Below are 20,694 nucleotides of genomic sequence, written 5' to 3'. Positions count from 1 at the left end.
CGCATGACTCCCGATGCTTGGGCATGATCTTAAAAAGGACCATGTCCTGTAACAGCGCCCGGTGACGAATCACCGATAGTCATTTCTACTCGACTTATGTGACTCTGCGAAGCATGGGGCGTTTACGGATTGGAAACCTTCGGGGAAAACATCGGAAAACCTTATCCGCCGCCACTTTTTTAACTCCGTTGCCCCGAGATCGTGCCAATAAATGCCTCCACCGTGGGCAGAATGTTCTTCACGATAAGATCGACGCCCTCAGGGGTCGGATGAATTCCGTCCGCCTGGTTAAGCTTGGCCTCGGCGGCGACCCCCTCCAAAAAGAACGGATAGAGCGGCACGCCGAAGGATTTTGAAAGCTCCGGATAGATCGCGTTGAAGCGCGCGGCGTATTCGCTGCCGTAGTTCGGCGGCGCCAGCATGCCGCATAGGAGAACTGCGATATTCCGCGCCTTTAGCCGCGTCAGAATATCGGTCAACGCGGCGCGGGTGACAGCGGGATCGATTCCGCGCAGAGCGTCGTTGGCGCCGAGTTCGACAATCACCGCCTCGGTTCCATCGGGGACCGACCAGTCCAGCCGGTCGCGTCCGCCCGAGGTGGTATCGCCGGACACCCCGGCATTGATCATGTCAACCTTTATCCCCTTGTCGGCTAACGCTTTTTGCAGGCGGGCGGGGAACGCGGCCTGGGCTGAAAGACCGAAACCGGCGCTCAAGGAATCGCCAAGGACGACCATTTTCACCGGTTTGGCCGGCACGTTGGTTGGGCTTTGGGTCTGAGCCTGGGCCAAAGCCGGCACGAGCGTCATCAAAGCCATAATCAACACGCGTATGTGCGCAAACATCCGCTTCAGGCCCTCGACCCGAGCGGCGGAAGTGCCATATGACCGAGCCATGGACAGTCGCATCGAACCCTCTTCCCTGACCGGCCTCGGGCCGGACACCATTTCCATCTCCAACGTCAACCTCTCGCTCGGCACCGGCGCCGCCCGCGTTCATATCCTGAAAGATATCAGCCTTCGCGTGGCATCGGGCGAGGCGATCGGCCTGATCGGGCCATCGGGCTCCGGCAAATCGACCTTGCTGATGGTGATGGCGGGGTTGGAACGTCCTGACAGCGGAGAGGTGGTGGTGGACGGCACGCCGTTCAATGCCCTCGACGAGGACGCGCTGGCGCGCTTTCGCGGCCGCCAGGTCGGCATCGTGTTCCAATCGTTTCACCTGATCCCGACCATGACGGCGCTGGAAAACGTCGCGGTGCCGCTCGAGCTTGCCGGCAATCCCGACGCGGCGGAGCGCGCGGCGAAGGAGCTGGCATCCGTCGGGCTTGGCGAGCGCCTGCATCATTACCCGACACAATTGTCCGGCGGTGAGCAGCAGCGCGTGGCGCTCGCCCGCGCGCTGGCGCCTGATCCCGCCATCCTCGTCGCGGACGAGCCGACCGGCAATCTCGACGAGACCACCGGCAAGCAGATCGTCGATCTCTTGTTCACCAAGCACGCCGAGCGCGGCATGACGCTGGTGCTGGTGACGCATGACAGTTCGCTCGCACAGCGCTGTGACCGCGTGGTGCGGCTGCGCTCGGGCCGCATCGACGGACATTCATGACCACCGTTTCCGAACCCGTTTACCGCAGCCGCGCGTCGTCGCTTGCTCTCCGCTATGCGCTGCGCGAATTGCGCGGCGGCCTCCGCGGCTTTTACGTCTTCATTGCCTGCATTGCGCTCGGCGTGATGGCAATTGCCGGCGTCGGCTCGGTCGCCGCAAGCCTTAGCGAAGGTTTGACGCGTGAGGGCCGCACGTTGCTCGGCGGTGACGTCGCGTTCTCGCTCATCCAGCGCGAGGCCAAGCCGGAGGAACTCGCCTTCCTGCGCTCGCGCGGCCAGGTCTCGGTCGCAGCCGCCTTGCGCGTCATGGCCCGCGGCGCTGACGGCAAGCTGGCGCTGGTCGAGCTCAAGGCGGTGGACGGCAACTATCCGATGCTCGGACAGGTCACGCTCGATCCCCCGGTGCCGATGGCGGATCTGCTCACCGAGCGCGATGGCGCGTTTGGCGCGGCGGTTGATTCGACGCTGCTGGCGCGGCTCGATCTCCAGCTCGGCGATCGCATTACAATCGGCAATGCCACGTTTCAGATCCGCAGCGTGGTCGGCGCCGAGCCGGACAAGCTCGCCGGCAATGTCGGCCTCGGCCCGCGTGTCCTGGTCAGCGAAGCCAGCCTGCGCGCCACCGGTTTGCTGCAGCCCGGCAGCCTGGTGCGCTGGATGTACCGCGTGAAGCTGCCCGCCAATGCGGCCGACGACCGCGCCGCCACCCAATTGATCGACAGCGCGCGGAGCGCGCTGCCGGAGGCCGGCTGGTGGATTCGCAGCAGCAGCAATGCCTCTCCGCAACTCGAGCGCACGATCAATCGATTCACCCAGTTCCTGACGCTGGTCGGCCTCGCCGCCCTTCTGGTCGGCGGCGTCGGTGTCGCCAACGCCATCAAGAGCCATATCGATCACCGCCGCGACGTCATCGCCTCGTTCAAGGCGCTGGGCGCCACGGGCCGCGAGGTTTTCACGATCTACCTGACGCAGGTGATCCTGCTTGCCGCCGTCGGTTCGGTGATCGGGCTTGCCGCCGGCGCGGCTCTGCCGTTCCTCATTGTCGGCGTGTTCGGCAAGCTGCTGCCGCTGCCGGTGATCCCTGCCCTGCATTTGGACGAGCTGGCGCTATCCTTCGTCTATGGCCTGCTCACTGCGCTCGCCTTTGGACTATGGCCGCTCGGCCGGGTGCATGACGTGCCGGTCGCGGCGCTGTTTCGCGAGGAAGTTGCCCGCGAGTGGCACCGCCCGCGGTGGAGCTACCTCGCGCTGATGGCGATCGTGATCGCACTCTTGGTTGCCGTCGCCATCGGGCTTGCCTACGACAAGCGGGTCGCCGCCGTGTTCGTCGTTTCTTCGGTCGCGGTATTCGCGCTACTGCGCGGCGTCGCCGCCGGCCTGATGGCGCTGGCCCGCCGCATGCCACGCAGCCGCATCACCATGCTGCGCCTGGCGATCGCCAATATCTACCGGCCAGGCGCTCTGACGCCCTCGGTCGTGATGTCGCTCGGGCTTGGGCTGGCGGTGCTCGTCACCATTACCCAGATCGACGGCAATCTGCGCCGGCAGTTCCTGGCTGCGCTGCCGGAGCGCGCGCCTTCGTTCTACTTTATCGACATTCCAACCGCAGACGCCGACCGGTTCGGCGAATTCCTGAAGAAAGTGGCGCCGCAATCGACCGTGGACGACGTGCCGATGCTGCGCGGGCGCATCGTCGCGGCGCGCGGCGTCAAGGCCGACGAGCTCAAACCGGCGCAGGATTCCGAATGGGTGCTGCAGAGCGACCGCGGCCTGACCTACACCAACGAAGTTCCAAAGGGCTCGAAGGTGGTCGAGGGCGAATGGTGGAGCGCGGACTATAAGGGCCCGCCGCTGGTTTCGCTGGAGAAGAAGATCGCCGACGGGCTGAAACTCAAGATCGGTGACGAAATCGTCGTCAATGTGCTCGGCCGCGATATCCCCGCCCGGATCAGCAATCTGCGTAACGTCGACTGGCAGGGGCTCGGCATCAACTTCGTGCTGGTGTTCTCGCCCAACGCCTTCAAGGGTGCCCCGCACAGCCATGTCGCGACCTTGTCCGAGGCCCACCCGGATCCGGCCGGCGATGCCCGAATCATCAAGCAAGTGGCCGACGCCTTTCCGATGGTGACCAGCGTCCGGGTCCGCGAGGCGCTGGAAACCGTCGGCACCGTCGTCACCAACCTCGTGCTCGCCATCCGCGGCGCCAGCGCGGTCACCCTGATCTCGGCGATGCTGGTGCTCGGCGGCGCGCTGGCGGCGGGCCATCGCCATCGGGTCTATGACGCGGTGATCCTGAAGACGCTGGGCGCAACCCGGGCGCGATTGCTCGGCGCCTACGCGCTGGAATACCTGTTGATCGGCCTCGCTACCGCCGTGTTCGGTGTGATCGCGGGCTCGATCGCGGCGTGGCTGATCGTCACCCGGCTGATGACGCTCAGTTTCATCTGGCAGGCCGGCAGCGCGGCGGGCGTGGTCGCCGCCGCCCTGATTGTCACGGTCGGGCTCGGGCTCGCCGGCACGTTGCTGGCGCTAAACCAGAAGCCGGCGAGCGTGTTGCGGAATTTGTGACAATTTGTAGCGGCGGAAGACGGGGTTAACACCGCTTTTACCGCGGAAATAGCTGCCAGAAGCGACATTCAGCCGCGCGTGGAAGCTTGCGGCGAATGTGTTAGTTTCCCACATACCAGCCAAGATCAGTTGGCCGGGTTCATGACGTAAGACTACGTCGCAGATCGGGACATCTGAGCTAAGAAATCTAACCGGCGCCGCAAACCCCTTGCGCTCCGCCGGGCAACCAACGGGAATTCGACCATGTCGGACCTAGACCGTAACTACGTATCTCCTTTCGGCCGGGCCGCCGGACGCGTTGACGCTGCGGCCGTCGATGCCGGTCTGCGCGCCTACATGCTGCGCATCTACAACTACATGAGCATCGGCTTGGCCATCACCGGCTTTGCGGCGCTCGGCGTCTATATGGCCGCGGTGACGACCGACCAGGCTGGCGCCGCCGCCAGGTTCGGCAACGCCTTCCTGACGCCGTTCGGCTACGCGATGTATGTCAGCCCGCTGAAGTGGCTGTTCATCCTCGCGCCGCTGGTCATGGTGTTCGCGATCTCTTTCGGCATCAACCGGCTGCGGCCTGCGACCGCCCAGATGCTTTTCTGGGTGTTCTCGGCGCTGATGGGCATTTCGCTGTCGTCGATCTTCCTGGTGTACACGCACACCTCGATCGTCCGGGTGTTTTTCATCACCGCGGCGACCTTCGGCGCGCTGAGCCTCTACGGCTACACCACCAAGCGTGACATGAGCGGCATGGGGTCGTTCCTGTTCATGGGTCTGATCGGCGTCATCATCGCGAGCCTGGTCAACCTGTTCCTGGCGAGTTCGATGCTGCAGTTCATCGTCTCGGTGGTCGGCGTGCTGGTGTTCGCGGGCCTCACCGCCTGGGATACCCAGCGGCTGAAGAACGACTACATCTACGGCTACGCCTCCGAGGGTGGCGAGATAGCGGAGAAGGCGGCCATCACCGGTGCGCTGTCGCTCTATCTGAACTTCATCAACCTGTTCACGCTGCTCCTGCAGCTCCTCGGCCAGCGCGAATAGCGCGCCGACCAGGTTCAAGAGTTGAAGCCCCGGCCTTGCGCCGGGGCTTTTCTTTTGCGCGCAGCAAAAATATTCTACCCCGATGTCGACGCCTGAAATCCGGCCCGCTAACGAGGCCGACCTTCCCGCCATCACCGATATCTATGAGCATGCGGTGCGCTATGGCACCGCGACGTTCGAGCTGATTCCGCCCGATCTCGCCGAGATGACGCGGCGGTTCAGGGCGCTGTCGGATGGCGGTTTTCCCTATTTCGTCGCCGCCATCGAAGGCCGGGTGATCGGCTATGCCTATGCCGGTCCCTACCGCCCGCGGCCAGCCTACCGTTTCACGGTGGAGAACTCGGTCTACCTGCAGCCCGCCACTCACCGGCGCGGCATTGGCCTGCAACTGATGCAGCGGCTGATCGCCGAGTGCGAGGCGCGGGGCTTCCGGCAGATGATCGCCGTCATCGGCGATTCCGCCAATGCCGGCTCGATCGGCGTTCATACCAAATGCGGCTTCCAGATGATCGGGACCTTCCAGAATGTCGGGCTCAAATTCGGCCGCTGGCTGGACACGGTCATGATGCAGCGTGCGCTCGGCGAAGGCAGCACGACGGTCCCCGCTTCGTAGTCTGGATAAAGCGTAGCGCCGCCCCTTTGGCGGTACACCGGGGGCCCAGACTCAAAATCGAGAAAACAACCCCATGCAAAGTAGGATAGCCCCGGCTCCCAGTAGCCGGGCCGATTAAACCACCGCCAGCTTGCGGTCGATCACCAGCAGCACGCGTTCAAGCTCGTGGCCGCGGCGCAGGATCAGTCCGGTTGCCGAGATCACGCTGTACATGCCTTGCTTGCGCGCAAGCCGCGGATCCTTCTCGATGCGGTAGATCGGAACTTCAGAAGCGCGGCGGAACACCGAAAACACCGCACGCTCCTTCATGAAGTCGATGGCGTAGTCGCGCCATTCGCCGTCGGCGACCATGCGTCCATACAGATTGAGGATGCGGTTGAGTTCGAGACGATTGAAGGTGACCCGATTCGGCGGTGGAACTGCAGTGGCGCGCGCCGCCACTGCGCGGCTTTCGCTCGGATCGGTGTCCTCCGATATCAGATTCATGGAGCGCCTCCTGTCATCCAACTTACATGATCGCGCTAACCGCAGGACGCTGCAAGGGGGTGTAAATACGAAGGAAACCGGCGCGGATGCCCCTCAGATCCCAAAATATCGATTCACGGGATCGTTAGCGGAATCTTATTGCTGCCCCACTTTGGCCAACCGCCCGCCCCGCTGGATTGCGAAAAGAAAACCCTGCGTTGGCCCGGTCCTTTCGGTTCCGGATTCCTCAGCCCCCAGCCCCCCGGGGCCGTCGGGATCGGGCCTGTTCGCAGAGGGAGTTAATCCCGATACTGGGCCAACGAAAGTTGGTCCTTTTTCGTTTGTGGGCCACTTGGACGAGGGCGGCATTCAGTGCGGCCAAGCCCCGCATGCCGTAACCGACGTCCGTTCAGATAAATTTCGGGAAGAGCTAGCGCAGCTCGGTATAGGCGGCGCCGAGCATCGGGCCCGGCTTCTCGCGACTGCCGTCCTGAACATAGACAACTGCGGCGTCGACGCCCTCGCGCGAAATACTGTCGAGCGGAATGGTCCAGCTTCCGGAGCTGCCGTTCCAGTCGCCGACCTTCACGAGATTGCGCACCACATTGTAGTAGGTGATTTCGCGGCCGCGGTTCTCGCCACGCCCGATCGAAATCGGCACCGCCCGCGAAACCGAGCAGAGCCACACCTCGCCGCGGCGGGTCGTCGTCGACACCTTGCTCGCGTCCACCGAGACGTTGAGAAGCTTGCCCGACAACGTCATCGTCACCGGCAGCGACATCACGCCATCAGTCTTGCTCGTGCTCTTGATCGCGCCTTCGACGGCGGCGCGATCGCTGCCGATCACCTGCGCCGAGCCATTGACGATCATCTGCGGCGTATAGAGGTTGCGGTCGCCGCGCACATGCGAATAGGCTTTCTGGCGCGCGCTGAAACGCGAGTCCGCCAGCGTATCCTTCCAGCCAAGATAGTCCCAGTAGTCGACCGGCATGCTCAGCGCGATCACTGACGGATCCTTGGCGAGTTCACCAACGAGCTTGTCGGCCGGCGGACACGACGAACATCCCTGAGAAGTGAACAGTTCAACCACAGCGCGGGGATCAGCATGAGCGGGGCGGATGATGGCGATGATCGCGCAGACTCCAAGCGCACCGGACCATCGCGATATGCAATTGTAGGCCATCATCGCTGTCATCGTGTGTACCGGTGGTAGAGTCCATCCGTACTTGTACGGGGCATGTTTGATTTCCTCACAAGCGTGCCCCAGACACGCGAAAGCGGCCTTTTCATAGGCCGCCTTCTCCTTGCTCGCCACTCACTTCGAAGTGAGGCACTGATCACAAATCCGCGTTAGGCCGCCAGTTTGCGCAGCACATAATGCAGGATGCCGCCGTTGCGGTAGTAGTCGAGTTCATCGAGGGTGTCGATGCGGCACAGCAATGGCACGCGCTGCAGCGAGCCGTCGTTCGAGACGATCTCGGCCGTCAGGGTTTGACGCGGCTTCAGATCGCCCTGCAAGCCCCGGATCGTCACCTTCTCGTCGCCCTTTAGACCCAGTGACGTCCACGATGTGCCGTCCTCGAAGGTGAGTGGCAATACACCCATGCCGACCAGGTTGGAGCGGTGGATACGCTCGAAGCTCTGGCAGATCACGGCGCGAACGCCGAGCAGGCGGGTGCCCTTCGCAGCCCAGTCGCGCGACGAGCCGTTGCCGTATTCGGCGCCCGCAAACACGACGAGCGGCACGCCCTCGGCCTGGTACTTCATCGCGGCATCGTAGATCGACATCTCTTCGCCGTCGGGCCAGTGCTTGGTGAGGCCGCCTTCCGGAATGTTGCCATCGGCGCCCTTCAGCATGAAGTTCTTGATGCGGATGTTGGCGAAGGTGCCACGCATCATGATCTCATGATTGCCGCGCCGCGTGCCGTACTGGTTGAAGTCGGCGGGACGCACCTGGTGCTCGCTGAGGAATTTTCCGGCCGGAGAAGTCAGCTTGATCGAGCCGGCCGGCGAGATGTGGTCGGTGGTGATCTTGTCGCCGAACAGCGCCAGAATCCGTGCATCGACGACGTCGCTGATCGGATCGGGCTGCTTCTTCATGCCCTCGAAATAAGGCGGGTTCTGCACATAGGTCGAACTCATGTTCCAGCGATAGGTCTCGCTTCCGACCGTCTTGATCTTGCGCCAGTTGGTGTCGCCCTTGAACACGTCGGCATAGCGCTTCTTGAAGATCGTCGCGGTGACGTATTTCTTCATGAAGGCATTGATCTCCTTGGTGGTCGGCCAGATGTCCTTCAGGTAGACCGGCTTGCCGTCCTTGCCGGTGCCGATCGGCTCGACCGCGAGATCCTTGGTCACGGTGCCGGCCAGCGCGTAGGCGACAACCAGCGGCGGAGAAGCCAGATAGTTCGCCTGCACATCAGGCGAGACGCGCCCTTCGAAGTTGCGGTTGCCGGACAGCACGGCCGCGGCAACGATGCCGTTGTCGTTGATCGATTTCGAAATCTCCTCCGGCAGCGGGCCCGAATTGCCGATGCAGGTGGTGCAGCCGAAGCCAACGAGGTTGAAGCCGACCTTGTCGAGATCCTTCTGCAGACCGGAATTGGCGAGATATTCGGCGACCACCTGACTTCCGGGCGCGAGCGAGGTCTTCACCCACGGCTTGGCGGTCAGGCCCTTGGCTGCAGCGTTCCGCGCGAGAAGGCCAGCGCCGATCAGGACGCTCGGGTTCGAAGTGTTGGTGCAGGAGGTGATCGCGGCGATCACGACGTCGCCATGGCCGAGATCGAAATCGCGGCCCTCGACCGGATAGCGGTTCGCGGCGGCATCGGGCTTCTTGTACTCGCTGGCCAGCGCGGTCGCGAAGCCGGGGGCAACCGCAGGCAGCGCGATGCGGCCTTCGGGACGCTTCGGGCCCGCCATCGACGGCACGACGTCCTTGAGATCGAGCGTCAGCGTTTCCGTGAATACGGGGTCGGCCGATTTCGCCGTGCGGAACAGACCCTGCGCCTTGGCGTAGGCCGCGACCAGCGCGACACGATCAGATTTGCGGCCCGAGGTCTTGAGGTAATCGATGGTCGCGGCATCGACCGGGAAGAAGCCGCAGGTCGCGCCATATTCCGGCGCCATGTTGCCGATGGTCGCCTTGTCCGCAACCGAGAGATTATCGAGGCCGGGGCCGAAGAATTCGACGAACTTGCCGACCACGCCCTGCTTGCGCAGCATCTGCGTCACGGTCAGCACGAGGTCGGTCGCAGTGACGCCTTCCTTGAGCTGGCCCTTCAGCTTGAAGCCGACCACTTCCGGCAGCAGCATCGACAGCGGCTGGCCGAGCATGCAGGCTTCCGCCTCGATGCCGCCGACGCCCCAGCCGAGCACGGCGAGGCCGTTGACCATGGTGGTATGGGAATCGGTGCCGACGAGCGAATCCGGATAGGCGACCTCGAACGTGCCGGTCTTCTTGCCGACCGTCATCTTCTCTTTCTTGGTCCACACCGTCTGCGCGAGATATTCGAGATTGACCTGGTGGCAGATGCCGGTGCCGGGCGGCACCACGGAGAAGTTCGAGAATGCCTTCTGGCCCCACTTCAGGAATTCGTAGCGTTCCTGGTTCTGCTTGTATTCCTCGACGACGTTCTTGCCGAACGCCTTGTTGTCACCGAAGAAGTTGACGATGACGGAGTGGTCGATGACGAGATCGACCGGCACCAGCGGGTTGATCTTCTCGGCATCGCCGCCGAGCGCCTGCATCGCGTTGCGCATCGCGGCGAGATCGACCACCGCCGGCACGCCGGTAAAATCCTGCATCAAGACGCGCGCCGGGCGGAATGCGATCTCATGCTCGAGCTTGCGCTTCCGAAGCCACTTCGAAACGGCGACGATGTCCTCCTTCTTGACCGTGCGGCCGTCCTCGTTGCGCAGCAGGTTTTCCAGGAGCACCTTCATCGAATAGGGCAGCTTGGAAATCCCTTTCAGACCGTTCTTCTCGGCGGCGGGCAGGCTGTAATACACGTAGGTCTTGCTGCCGACCTTAAGGGTCTTGCGGCATTTGAAGCTGTCGAGCGAGGTCATTGTCAGGAATCCCAAATTCTAGTTATACCCGATTAGGGTATTTGAACACCTTCAGCGTGAGGCTTGGCCTGATGGCTTGCAGCCGCCGATTGTGTGCTGCATCAAGTTCCGGGCTTATAGAATCTTTCTAGAAGCGCCGCCACACCGACAAGCGTGCTGCAGCAATGCGGTACCCACAAATTCTGACGCGGTACCCATCAATTTCAGAGGGCTGTGACAACATAAAATGCGGCTCTCGGGACGCCAAATCAGCTGTATCAGGGGCGGCCGCGGCGTATTCTCCGGCCTCGATTTCGAAGCCTCCTCCGGCGAGGTGCTGGCGGTAGTCGGCCCGAACGGCTCGGGCAAGACTTCGCTGTTGCGCCTGCTCGCGGGCCTCCTCGCACCGGCGGGCGGCTCGATCGAGTTGGAAGGTGGTGAGGCCGAGCTGACCTTACCTGAACAAGCCCACTATCTTGGCCATCGCGATGCGCTGAAGCCCGCCCTGAGCGTCCGCGAAAACCTCTCCTTTTGGCGGGATTTTCTCGGCGGCAAGGCCGGTGATGTCAGCGAATCCCTCAGCGCTGTGGGGCTTGGCCACGCCATACACCTGCCGGCAGCCTTTCTCTCGGCCGGCCAGCGGCGGCGGCTTTCGATCGCGCGCCTGCTCGTCGTGCGCCGATCGGTCTGGCTACTGGACGAGCCGACCTCGGCGCTCGATACCGCGGGACAGGACCTGTTCGTCGGCGTCATGCGTGAGCACCTCGCCGGAGGTGGGATCATCGTGGCGGCCACCCACACCCCGCTCGGGATTGAAGCGAGGGAACTGCGGATGGGGGGTGGGAAGTGATGGTCGAGTCCGTCTTCGAGCGAGTTGGGTTGCGCCACGCCATGACTTTCTCCGTTCCCTCCCCCCTTGCGGGGGAGGGTCAGGGAGAGGGGTGCCACACGACGTGCTCTCTCGGTTGGGCCTCTAGCGACAAGCGCCTCCCTCAAACACTTTTTCCTGGGCCACCCCTCTCCCCTGCCCTCCCCCGCAAGGGGGGAGGGAGCGCACCGTCTGCGCGCGAACGTATGTGCGCTTCAAACTACCGTTCGGAAGAGTGTCCCGTATGACCGCCCTCGCCGCGCTGATTCGTCGGGACATCAAGATCGCGCTGCGCGTCGGCGGCGGGGCGCTGATCGGCGTGCTGTTTTTCCTCACAGTGACAGTACTGATGCCGTTCGCCATTGGTCCCGACCTGCCGCTGCTGGCGCGGCTGGGACCTGCGATCCTGTGGCTCGGCGCACTTCTCGCCAGCCTGCTCACGCTGGACCGGCTGTTCACCGCCGACCACGAGGACGGCTCGCTCGACCTGATTGCGATGGGGCAGACGCCGTTGGAACTCGCCTGCGCGGCGAAAGCTTTGGCGCACTGGCTGGCCGCCGGCGTGCCGCTGATCGTGGCAACGCCCGCGCTCGGGCTTCTGCTCAATCTCGACGCCTCCGCAACATCAGCCGTGGCGCTGACACTGCTGGTGGGAACACCGGCGCTGACGTTTACGGGGATGATCGGCGCGGCGCTCGCGGTGACACTGCACCGCGGCGGGCTCCTGCTCGCAGTGCTGGTGCTGCCGCTGTCGATCCCGGTGCTGATCTTCGGGGTTGCGGCCTCGCAGGCCGCGATCTCCGGCCCTTTGTCGTTTGGAACACCGTTTTCGATCCTGTGCGCGCTTTCGCTGGTCAGCTTGGTCGTGGGGCCGTTCGCCGCGGCTGCCAGCCTGCGGCACGGCCTGGACTGACACTGATTTGACCCCGATCAACTCTCGCGGAGGCAATACGAAACAAAACAAGTCGCATTGCCTGCCCCGCCGCTGACGACTATCAGGATGCCATGACGCTGATCGACCTCGCCAATCCCTCGAAATTTCTCACCCTCACGGCGCGCGTGCTGCCGTGGCTGGCGGGCGCGACCGCGATCCTGCTGCTGATCGGTTTGTATCAGGCGGCTATGGCGCCCGATGACTATCAGCAGGGCGCGACCGTCAAGATCATGTTCGTGCACGTGCCGAATGCGTGGCTTGCGATGTTCGTCTGGGGGGTGATGAGCATGGCCGCGCTGGGCACGCTGGTGTGGCGACATCCGCTCGCCGATGTCGCGGCCAAGGCCGCTGCGCCGATCGGCGCAGCCTTCACGTTTCTTGCGCTGGTCACCGGTTCGTTGTGGGGCCGGCCGATGTGGGGCACCTATTGGGAATGGGATGCGCGGCTGACCTCGGTGCTGATTCTGTTCCTGATGTATCTCGGCCTGATGGCGCTGTGGCGCGCGGTGGAAGACCCGTCACGGGCCGCTCGCGCCGCCGCGGTGCTGACGCTGGTCGGCGCGCTCAATCTGCCGATCATCAAATTCTCCGTCGATTGGTGGAATACGCTGCACCAGCCGGCGTCAGTGTTGCGCATGGGCGGACCATCGCTCGACAAGGCGTTTCTGATTCCATTGCTCGTAATGGCGGTCGGCTTCTCGCTGTTGTTCGTGACGCTGCATATCGCGGCGATGCGCAACGAGATTCTGCGCCGGCGGGTGCGCAGCTTGCAGATGATGCAAGCCAGCCAGCAGGCGGCGTGACGATGTCGCTCGGACCTTACGCCTCCTATATCGTGACGTCCTACTCGCTGGTGGCGGCGATCGTGCTGATTCTCATCGTCTGGATCGCCATCGATTATCGCCATCAGAAGGAGCGGCTGAGGGAGCTCGAGGCCTCCGGCGTGACCCGGCGCTCCGGCCGTCAGGCGACGGACATCTGATGAGCGCGCCCGCAACACCGGATGGGCAGCCACGCAGCCGGCGCTGGCTGGTGGCGCTGCCGCTATTCGGTTTTCTCGCCATCGCCGCGCTGTTCCTGCTGCGGCTCTACGGCGGCGATCCCTCTAAGATTCCGTCGGCCCTGATCGGCCGCCCGGCGCCGCAAACCACGCTGCCGGCGCTGGAGGGTCTGGTCCACAATGGCGCGCCCGTGCCCGGGCTCGACCCGTCCGTGTTCAAGGGCAAGGTTTCCGTCGTCAACGTCTGGGCGTCCTGGTGCGTGCCGTGCCACGACGAGGCGCCGCTGTTGACCGCGCTGGCCAAGGACACGCGGCTGCAAATCATCGGCATCAACTACAAGGATTCGCCCGACAACGCCCGTCGCTTCCTCGGCCGCTACGGCAATCCGTTTACGGCCGTCGGCGCCGACAGCAACGGCCGCGCCTCGATCGAATGGGGCGTCTACGGCGTGCCCGAAACCTTCGTGGTCGGCCGCGACGGCACCATCCGTTACAAGCTGGTCGGGCCGGTGACGCCGGCCAATCTGGACAGCGTACTCAAGGTCGAGATCGAGAAGGCGTTACGCGCGGGGAATTGAACTCTACTTGTCATTCCGGGACGCGCGCGGCGCGCGTCCGGAATGACAAAGCAATAATCAAATATTCTTCTGCTTTTATCTGTCGTTCATTTTACAGCCATGGCGCCGCCACGAATCCGCAGCTAGCTTTGCAAGGCTACTTGAACCGTCCTTGGAGGGACACCCAATGCGTCATTTCACGCTCGCTTCTCTTCTCGCTACCGCGCTGACCCTGGGGCTGCTGTCGGCGACACCGTCGATGGCCCAGACCGCGCAGCCCGCGGCCAAATCCGAAAGCAAGATGGCTCCCTCGGAGTCGAAGATGGCGCCTGCGCCGAAGGTGGAGCTGCTGGACATCAACTCGGCGACCGCCGAGCAGCTCGATGCGCTGCCCGGCGTCGGCAAAGCCTATTCGGAAAAGATCATCAAGGGCCGCCCGTACAAGGGCAAGGACGAGCTGGTGCAGAAGAACATCGTCCCGCAGGCGACGTACGACAAGATCAAGGACAAGATCATCGCAAAGCAGAAGAGCTGAGGCCGGCCTTGCTGACCTCTCCCGCTTGCGGGGTCGAGACGAGCGAAGCTCGCTCTTAGGTCGACGCGCTCGTCAGAGCGCGGCGGGTGGGGGAAATCTATCCATTCGACGAGTTCGCCGTGTGGAGACACCCCCACCCGGCCCTCCCCCGCAAGCGGGAGAGGGAGAAAACATTACCCCTTGCTCACATCGCCTGCTTCCGCCTCGCTGGCTTCGAGCGTGGCGGGCTCCAGATGATAGCGCTTGATCAGCGGCATCTGGGCGATCGCAAAAACCATCGTGATCGGGATCGCGCCGAACGCCTTGAAGGCGACCCAGAAGTCGGTCGACTGCGTGCGCCAGATGATCTCGTTCAGGAGCGCCATTCCCAGAAAGAACAGCGTCCAGCGCGTGGTCAGGATGCGCCAGCCCTTCGGCGTCAGGTTGAACATCTGATCGAACAGGATCGCGATGAAGGAGCGACCGAACAGGAGGCCACCGCCGAGGATCACGGCGAACAGGCCGTAGACGATGGTGGGCTTGACCTTGATGAAGGTCTCATCGTGCAGCACCAGCGTCAGCGTGCCGAACACCAGCACGATCACGGCGGTGACGATCGCCATCATGGGTACATGCCGCACTACCATGTAGGAGGCGACCATCGCAGCGACGATCGCCACCATGAAGGCGCCGGTCGCGACAAACAGGTTGAACTTGGCGTTGGCGACGAAGAACACGATGAGCGGGCCGAGCTCGGTCGCGAGCTTGAACAGCGGATGCGGCTGGTTCTTGTCCATGCTCAACTTTCGATTCCTGCGATCGCCTTGGCGAAATCCCGGGCGGTGAACGGCGCGAGATCATCGACGCCTTCGCCGACGCCAATGAAGTGCACCGGCAGTTTGAACTTCTCCGCCAGCGCCACCAGGATGCCGCCGCGCGCCGTGCCGTCGAGCTTCGTCATTACGAGGCCCGTGACGCCCGCGGTACGATGAAACGCCTCGACCTGCGACAGCGCATTTTGTCCCACCGTCGCATCGAGCACGAGCAGCACCGCGTGCGGCGCCGACGCATCGACCTTCTTGATGACGCGAACGATTTTCTCCAGTTCGTTCATCAGCTCGGCCTTGTTCTGCAGGCGGCCGGCGGTATCGACCAGCAGCACGTCGAGCTTCTGCTCCTTCGCCGCGCTCAGCGCCTTGAAGGCAAGGCTCGCCGAATCCGAGCCCTGCGCGCCCGCAACGACCGGCGATTTGGTGCGCTCGCCCCACACCTTGAGCTGCTCGATCGCGGCGGCACGGAACGTGTCGCCGGCCGCCAGCATCACCTTGCGCCCTTCGGCGCTGAATTTCGCGGCGAGCTTACCGATCGTGGTGGTCTTGCCGGAGCCGTTGACGCCGACCACGAGAATGACGAACGGCTTTTGCGCTGCATCGATCTCCAGCGGCTGCGCCACCGGCGCCAGCACCTTCTCGACTTCGCTGGCAACCACCGTCTTCACCTCGTCGGCCGAGATCGCCTTGTCGTAACGGCCGGCGCCGACCGCATCAGCGATCCTGACAGCGACCGTCGTGCCGAGATCGGCGCGCAGCAGCACATCCTCGATATCGTCGAGCATGGCTCGGTCGAGCTTGCGCTTGATGACGAGATCGGCAACGGCCGTGCCGAGCGCGCTGGATGTGCGCTTCAGGCCGCCTGAAAGCCGCCGCCACCAGCTCTGCTTTGGAGTTCCGGGAGTAGTATCGCTCATGTCGGGGACGTGTTAGCGGTTTCGCGCCATGAGCGGAAGTCACAACAGCCCCATCCCTGTTCCCGGAACAGCCTTTGATGTTCCGGGATTAACGGCGGATGAAATTCTGGCCCGCGTGCTTCACCGCGACGGGCTGATGCTGGTGATCGACAAACCGGCCGGGTTGCCAGTGCATCGCGGCCCCAAGGGTGGGCCAAATCTGGAAGCCTCCTTCGACGCCCTGCGGTTCGGCCTGCCGCGGCCGCCGGTGCTTGCCCACCGGCTCGACAAGGACACCTCTGGCTGTCTCGTGCTGGGACGCCATCGCAAGGCGACCGCCTCGCTCGGCCTGTTGTTCAAGCACGGCAAGGTCGGAAAGACCTATTGGGCTGTGGTCGAGGGCGGACCTGCCGAAGACGAAGGCACCATCGACATGCCGCTGGGGCGGCTCAATGTCGAGCGCGGCTGGTGGCAGAAACCGGACCCGGAGGGCCAGAAAGCCGTCACCACCTGGAAAGTATGCGGCCGTGGCGACGGCCTTACCTGGCTGGCGCTGGAACCGGTCACGGGCCGCACCCACCAACTGCGCGTGCATATGTCGGCGATGGGCTGGCCGATCGTCGGCGACAATATCTACGGCAACGGCCCGCGCTTCGGCGAACCGATCCTGCACCTGCATTCCCGCGAGATCGTGGTGCCGATCTCAAAGAACAAGGAGCCGGTGCGCGTGGTAGCACCGGCACCCGCGCACATGCGGGAGCGGCTGAGGAAGTGCGGGTGGAATGGGGAGTAGGGTTCGTGGCCGAGACCTACATCCAAGACCACTGTCATCATCCGCGAAAGCGGATGATCCAGTATCCCAGAGACGTCTGTAACTAGCCGAAAGGCCGCGGCGTACTGGATCGCCCGGTCAAGCCGGGCGACGATGGCGGAGTTTGTGGCTCACACCGTCAGCCGTGCGCCATCATGGCCCTTGATGGCCAGCGCCATCACCGCGCCCGGCACTTCGCCTGATATCGCGACTGGCAAGAAATGTTCGGTGCGTCCTTGCGTCGCGCTCTCGATTAACACCTGACGTGTTGAGCCGACCTCCGATATCAGCCGCCGCTGCAAAGCGGCCTCACCTACCACACGCAGCCGCTTCGCGCGGGCCTTGATCGCTTCGCCCGCCACCTGCGGCATTCGCGCGGCCGGCGTGCCGGGGCGCTTCGAATAGGGAAACACGTGCAGGAAGGTGAGATCGCACTCGTCAACCAAATCCTGCGAACGCGCGAACATTTCTTCCGTCTCGGTCGGAAACCCGGCGATGATATCGGCGCCAAAGGTGACGTCGGGCCGCAGCCGCCGTACTTGGGCGCAGAATTCGATCGCATCCTGCCGCGAATGCCGCCGCTTCATCCGCTTCAAGATTAGGTCGTCGCCGGACTGCAGCGACAGGTGCAGATGCGGCATCAGCCGTTCGTCACTGGCGATGACGTCGAGTAGATCGCGGTCAGCCTCGATGGAATCGATCGAGGAAATCCGCAGGCGCTTCAATTCCGGCACATGCCGCAAGATCTGCCGGGTCAATTGCCCCAGCTTTGGCGCGCCCGGCAGATCGGCGCCATAGCTCGTCAGATCTACGCCGGTCAGCACGATCTCGGCATGCCCGCGTTCCACCAGCGCGCGCACCTGATCGACGACGGCCCCCATCGGCACCGAGCGCGAATTGCCGCGGCCGTAAGGAATAATGCAGAAAGTGCAGCGATGGTCACAGCCGTTCTGCACCTGCACGAAAACCCGCGGCAGGCCTGTCTTGAAGCCGTCGAGCAGATGCGGCGCCATCTCCTTCACCGCCATGATGTCGGCGACCGCTATCTTCTCGCTCGTCCCGATGCCAAAGCCCGAATCGAACGCAGCACGTGCCTGCCGCCAGGCGTCGCCGCGCATCTTGTCGTCGTTGCCGACGACGCGATCGACCTCGGCCATTTCAGCAAACATATTTGGCTCGGTCTGCGCCGCGCAGCCGGTGACGACGATGCGCAGGTCCGGCCGCTCGCGCTTGAGCCGCCGGATCGATTGCCGCGCCTGCGCCACCGCCTCATTGGTGACGGCGCAGCTATTGATGACGACGGTATCGGAAAGCCCGGCGCGCTCCGCTTCGCGCGCGATCACTTCTGATTCGAACGCGTTGAGGCGGCAGCCGAACGTGATGACGTCGACGCTCATCCTAGGCGACGCTGGCAAACAGCGCGGGATCGAAGCGGCCCTCATATTCGAAGTCGGCGGTGCCGGTCATCAGCACGTGATCGTCGCGCTCGCGCCACTCGATCATAAGCTTGCCGCCGGGCAGCGTGATCTCGACGCGGCGATTGGCGCGCTTCAACCGGGCGGCAGCGACCGCGGTCGCGCAGGCCGCCGAGCCGCACGCCTTGGTCAATCCGACGCCCCGCTCCCAGGTGCGGATCGTGATGTGGTCGCGATCGACGATATGGGCGAGCGTGATGTTGGCGCGCTCGGGGAAGATCGGGTGATTTTCCAGGAGCGGCCCAAAGCGCTCGAGATCGTAGGCGTTGACGTCCTCGACCCAGAAGATCGCGTGCGGATTGCCCATCGAGACCACGGACGGGGAATGCAGGACCGGCGCATCGATCGGCCCGACCTGCAATTCGATATAGCGGGTATCGCGAAACTCCTCCGCCAGCGGAATATCCTGCCAGCCGAACTTGGGTGCGCCCATGTCGACCGTGTAGAGATCGGGCGCCGGGCCCTGCCAGCAATTCAGTAGACCCGCGCGGGTCTCGAAGGTCACCGAGGTCTGGCCGGTCTGCTCGAACAGGCGGCGCACCACACAGCGCATGCCGTTGCCGCAGGCGCCAGCTTCAGAGCCGTCATTGTTGTAAATGCGGATGAAGGCCTCGGTGCCCGAGAGCCGCGGCGGCTGCAATACCATCAATTGGTCATAAGGAACGCCCGCGGGCGAGGCCACGGCGCGCGCGTCTTCCGGCGTGACGGCAGCCTTGGAGTCGCGCAGGTCCACCACGACAATCTCGTTGCCGATGCCGTTCATCTTGGCAAACGTGTGGTTGGCCAGTGCGCTCATGGAATTTCCCAATTTATGCCTGCCTTATATGGCGAATGATGGCCGATTGCCTAGAGCATGATCGGACCGGCAGTGCGACGCGGCAGCAGGGGCCTATGACGCATCTGTCATGGGACGAAAGCGAGCCTCGCGTGTTAGAAACAGCGGCGGTCCTGGCGGGCGTGGAACGGGACATACCGCGGCCGCCAGGGTGGGATGGAGAATACCTCAAATGGACCGTATCAGCACTTTCCGTGCGGCCGTGGTCGCGCTCCTCATGGTTGTGTTCGCACTGGGCAACACCGTGATGGCGCAACAGCCGGCGCCCCCCTCTCCCGCAGCGAGCCCGTCAGCGGCACCAAGTCCCGCTCCGGTCCCGCCGCCCGCCGAAACCAAGTCCCCGGCGGACGCCCCCACGGCCGAAAAAGCTCCGCCGCCCGCGCCGCCTCCCCCCGCTCCCAATGTCCAGACCGCCGACCCCTTCGGCGAGGAGTTCACGCTGGAGGCCAAAAAGGTGCTGGTCATGAAGGGCACCGCCAATTGGGATGCGGCATTCGACACCCTGATCGATGCGTTCAAGGCGCTGACCGCCCTGATCGACAAGCAGGGCATCAAGGCGGCAGGCAATTCGATGATCGTCTACACCTCGACCGACGACACCGGCTTCACGTTCCTGGCGCAAATCCCCGTCGATCAGGACGTCAAGAACCTGACCAAGGACATGAGCATGGGCAAGTCGCCTGAGGGTAAGGCGCTGAAGTTCGTCCATCGCGGCTCCTACGACAACATGGACAACACCTATGAGGCGATCACCAACCACCTCGACGACAAGAAATTGGAAGCAAAGGACACTTTCATCGAGGAATACATCACCGATCCCCTGAAGACGGCGGAAGACAAGCTGGTGATCAACGTATACGTGCCGCTGAGGTGATCGGCATGAAACGCCCGTTCGGCCTTGCCGTTGCCGCCGCGTTGCTGACGGCGCCCGCGCTGGCGCAGCCAGTGCCGCCGCCAGCGATCTCCGTGACCGGCGAAGCAAACGTATCGGTGGCACCCGATCAGGCGCAGATCGATGCCGGCGTGACCTCGGACGCCAAGACCGCGCGCGAGGCCTCCGACACCAACAACGCGGCAATGGGCAAGGTGCTGCTGGCGCTCAAGGGCGCCGGCATCGAGGAGAAGGACTACCAGACCTCGCGGCTGATGCTGCAGCCGCAATTCGCCACGTCATCGAAGCCAGCGGAGCGCACACCAGGCATCGTCAGCTTCCGCGCCAGCAACCGCGTCACGGTCAAGATCCGCGACGTGACCAAGGTGGCCAGCGTGATCGATGTTATGGTCGGCGCCGGCGCCAACGATATCGGCAACATCAACTTCACCGTGACGCAGTCGTCGAAACACCTCGACGAGGCCCGCGAGAAGGCGATCGCGGACGCCCGCCGCAAGGCCGAGATTTATGCCAAGGCGGCCGGGGTGACGCTTGGCGAGCCCATCAACATTTCCGAGGAAGGCGCGCCCGTGCCGCTGCATCGCGGCAAGATGGCAGCCCCGATGGCCGCCGGCGCTCCGGTGGTGCCAGGCGAAGAGATACTATCGGTGACAGTGAGCGTGTCCTGGGCGATCAAGGCAGCACAGTAGCATCCGTCATTGCGAGCGAAGCGAAGCAATCCATAGCGCCACAAGCGGAGAGATG

At 63.7% G+C, this 20,694-nt stretch carries 21 protein-coding genes; 13 read left to right on the top strand and 8 right to left on the bottom strand.

Annotation, left to right across the window (positions count from 1 at the left end; translation table 11 throughout):
* Window positions 1-179: 179 nt before the first annotated feature.
* Complete coding sequence (locus J6524_RS28655; protein WP_225677005.1) at window positions 180-896, bottom strand: arylesterase; 717 nt, start codon at window positions 894-896, stop codon at window positions 180-182.
* On the opposite strand from J6524_RS28655, the gene J6524_RS28650 reads away from it, so the two are divergent.
* From J6524_RS28650 to J6524_RS28635, 4 genes are all read left to right on the top strand, one after another.
* A complete protein-coding gene (locus tag J6524_RS28650) occupies window positions 895-1,608 on the top strand; it encodes an ABC transporter ATP-binding protein (protein ID WP_225676867.1) in 714 nt (237 codons plus the stop codon). The two genes, J6524_RS28655 and J6524_RS28650, sit on opposite strands and share 2 nt — an antisense overlap.
* Window positions 1,605-4,175, top strand: a complete 2,571-nt coding sequence (locus tag J6524_RS28645) for an ABC transporter permease (protein ID WP_225676865.1) — start codon at window positions 1,605-1,607, stop codon at window positions 4,173-4,175. Before J6524_RS28650 ends, J6524_RS28645 begins: the two co-directional genes overlap by 4 nt.
* 243 nt (window positions 4,176-4,418) lie before the next feature.
* Complete coding sequence (locus tag J6524_RS28640; protein WP_225676863.1) at window positions 4,419-5,210, top strand: Bax inhibitor-1/YccA family protein; 792 nt, start codon at window positions 4,419-4,421, stop codon at window positions 5,208-5,210.
* 82 nt (window positions 5,211-5,292) lie between these two features.
* Window positions 5,293-5,823, top strand: a complete 531-nt coding sequence (locus tag J6524_RS28635; protein WP_225676861.1) for a GNAT family N-acetyltransferase — start codon at window positions 5,293-5,295, stop codon at window positions 5,821-5,823.
* A gap of 114 nt (window positions 5,824-5,937) precedes the next feature.
* Here J6524_RS28635 and J6524_RS28630 read toward each other — a convergent pair whose 3' ends face one another.
* The 3 genes from J6524_RS28630 to acnA form a co-directional block, all read right to left on the bottom strand.
* Window positions 5,938-6,309 carry a DUF2794 domain-containing protein gene (locus tag J6524_RS28630; protein ID WP_225676860.1) on the bottom strand — a complete coding sequence of 124 codons (372 nt, stop codon included), beginning with the start codon at window positions 6,307-6,309 and terminating at the stop codon, window positions 5,938-5,940.
* A gap of 409 nt (window positions 6,310-6,718) precedes the next feature.
* The gene (locus tag J6524_RS28625; RefSeq protein WP_225676859.1) at window positions 6,719-7,483 is read right to left on the bottom strand and encodes a DUF1223 domain-containing protein; all 765 of its coding nucleotides are present in this window, start codon (window positions 7,481-7,483) and stop codon (window positions 6,719-6,721) included.
* Between the two features lie 155 nt (window positions 7,484-7,638).
* Window positions 7,639-10,359 carry an aconitate hydratase AcnA gene (acnA, locus tag J6524_RS28620; RefSeq protein WP_225676857.1) on the bottom strand — a complete coding sequence of 907 codons (2,721 nt, stop codon included), beginning with the start codon at window positions 10,357-10,359 and terminating at the stop codon, window positions 7,639-7,641.
* A 226-nt stretch (window positions 10,360-10,585) separates the two neighbouring features.
* On the opposite strand from acnA, the gene ccmA reads away from it, so the two are divergent.
* The 6 genes from ccmA (at window position 10,586) to J6524_RS28590 (ending at window position 14,232) form a co-directional block, all read left to right on the top strand.
* Entirely contained in the window at window positions 10,586-11,188 is a 603-nt protein-coding gene (ccmA, locus tag J6524_RS28615; RefSeq protein WP_225676855.1) for a heme ABC exporter ATP-binding protein CcmA, read from the top strand.
* Window positions 11,189-11,450: 262 nt separating this feature from the next.
* A complete protein-coding gene (ccmB, locus tag J6524_RS28610; protein WP_225676853.1) occupies window positions 11,451-12,119 on the top strand; it encodes a heme exporter protein CcmB in 669 nt (222 codons plus the stop codon).
* 92 nt (window positions 12,120-12,211) lie between these two features.
* Window positions 12,212-12,943 (top strand): heme ABC transporter permease, encoded by a 732-nt coding sequence (locus J6524_RS28605; protein WP_225676852.1) that lies wholly within the window; start codon window positions 12,212-12,214, stop codon window positions 12,941-12,943.
* Complete coding sequence (ccmD, locus tag J6524_RS28600; protein ID WP_376712089.1) at window positions 12,940-13,122, top strand: heme exporter protein CcmD; 183 nt, start codon at window positions 12,940-12,942, stop codon at window positions 13,120-13,122. Before J6524_RS28605 ends, ccmD begins: the two co-directional genes overlap by 4 nt.
* Entirely contained in the window at window positions 13,122-13,718 is a 597-nt protein-coding gene (locus J6524_RS28595; RefSeq protein ID WP_225676848.1) for a DsbE family thiol:disulfide interchange protein, read from the top strand. The genes ccmD and J6524_RS28595 overlap by 1 nt, the downstream gene beginning before the upstream one ends.
* 166 nt (window positions 13,719-13,884) lie before the next feature.
* On the top strand, window positions 13,885-14,232 hold the full coding sequence (locus J6524_RS28590; protein WP_225676846.1) for a ComEA family DNA-binding protein: 348 nt from the start codon (window positions 13,885-13,887) through the stop codon (window positions 14,230-14,232).
* A gap of 173 nt (window positions 14,233-14,405) precedes the next feature.
* Here the strand turns inward: J6524_RS28590 and J6524_RS28585 are convergent, their stop codons facing one another.
* Both J6524_RS28585 and ftsY read right to left on the bottom strand, forming a co-directional pair.
* Window positions 14,406-15,008 (bottom strand): septation protein A, encoded by a 603-nt coding sequence (locus J6524_RS28585; protein WP_225676844.1) that lies wholly within the window; start codon window positions 15,006-15,008, stop codon window positions 14,406-14,408.
* A gap of 2 nt (window positions 15,009-15,010) precedes the next feature.
* Entirely contained in the window at window positions 15,011-15,958 is a 948-nt protein-coding gene (gene ftsY / locus J6524_RS28580) for a signal recognition particle-docking protein FtsY (protein ID WP_225676842.1), read from the bottom strand.
* Window positions 15,959-15,986: 28 nt separating this feature from the next.
* On the opposite strand from ftsY, the gene J6524_RS28575 reads away from it, so the two are divergent.
* Window positions 15,987-16,730 carry an RluA family pseudouridine synthase gene (locus J6524_RS28575; RefSeq protein WP_225676840.1) on the top strand — a complete coding sequence of 248 codons (744 nt, stop codon included), beginning with the start codon at window positions 15,987-15,989 and terminating at the stop codon, window positions 16,728-16,730.
* A gap of 149 nt (window positions 16,731-16,879) precedes the next feature.
* Here J6524_RS28575 and mtaB read toward each other — a convergent pair whose 3' ends face one another.
* Both mtaB and dapF read right to left on the bottom strand, forming a co-directional pair.
* The gene (mtaB, locus tag J6524_RS28570; protein WP_225676838.1) at window positions 16,880-18,145 is read right to left on the bottom strand and encodes a tRNA (N(6)-L-threonylcarbamoyladenosine(37)-C(2))-methylthiotransferase MtaB; all 1,266 of its coding nucleotides are present in this window, start codon (window positions 18,143-18,145) and stop codon (window positions 16,880-16,882) included.
* 1 nt (window position 18,146) lies between these two features.
* Window positions 18,147-19,019, bottom strand: a complete 873-nt coding sequence (gene dapF, locus J6524_RS28565) for a diaminopimelate epimerase (RefSeq protein ID WP_225676836.1) — start codon at window positions 19,017-19,019, stop codon at window positions 18,147-18,149.
* A gap of 211 nt (window positions 19,020-19,230) precedes the next feature.
* Here dapF and J6524_RS28560 point away from each other — a divergent pair, with 211 nt between their 5' ends.
* Together J6524_RS28560 and J6524_RS28555 are read left to right on the top strand one after the other, a co-directional pair.
* Window positions 19,231-19,932: a GyrI-like domain-containing protein gene (locus J6524_RS28560; RefSeq protein WP_225676834.1), complete on the top strand. Its 702-nt coding sequence runs from the start codon at window positions 19,231-19,233 to the stop codon at window positions 19,930-19,932.
* Between the two features lie 5 nt (window positions 19,933-19,937).
* Entirely contained in the window at window positions 19,938-20,639 is a 702-nt protein-coding gene (locus J6524_RS28555) for an SIMPL domain-containing protein (protein ID WP_225676833.1), read from the top strand.
* Window positions 20,640-20,694: the final 55 nt, after the last annotated feature.

It is taken from the genome of Bradyrhizobium hereditatis, assembly GCF_020329435.1.
In the GTDB taxonomy this organism is placed as follows: domain Bacteria; phylum Pseudomonadota; class Alphaproteobacteria; order Rhizobiales; family Xanthobacteraceae; genus Bradyrhizobium; species Bradyrhizobium hereditatis.
The sequence above is the reverse complement of the archived record's forward strand: the minus strand, read 5'-3'. Positions and strand labels throughout refer to the sequence as shown.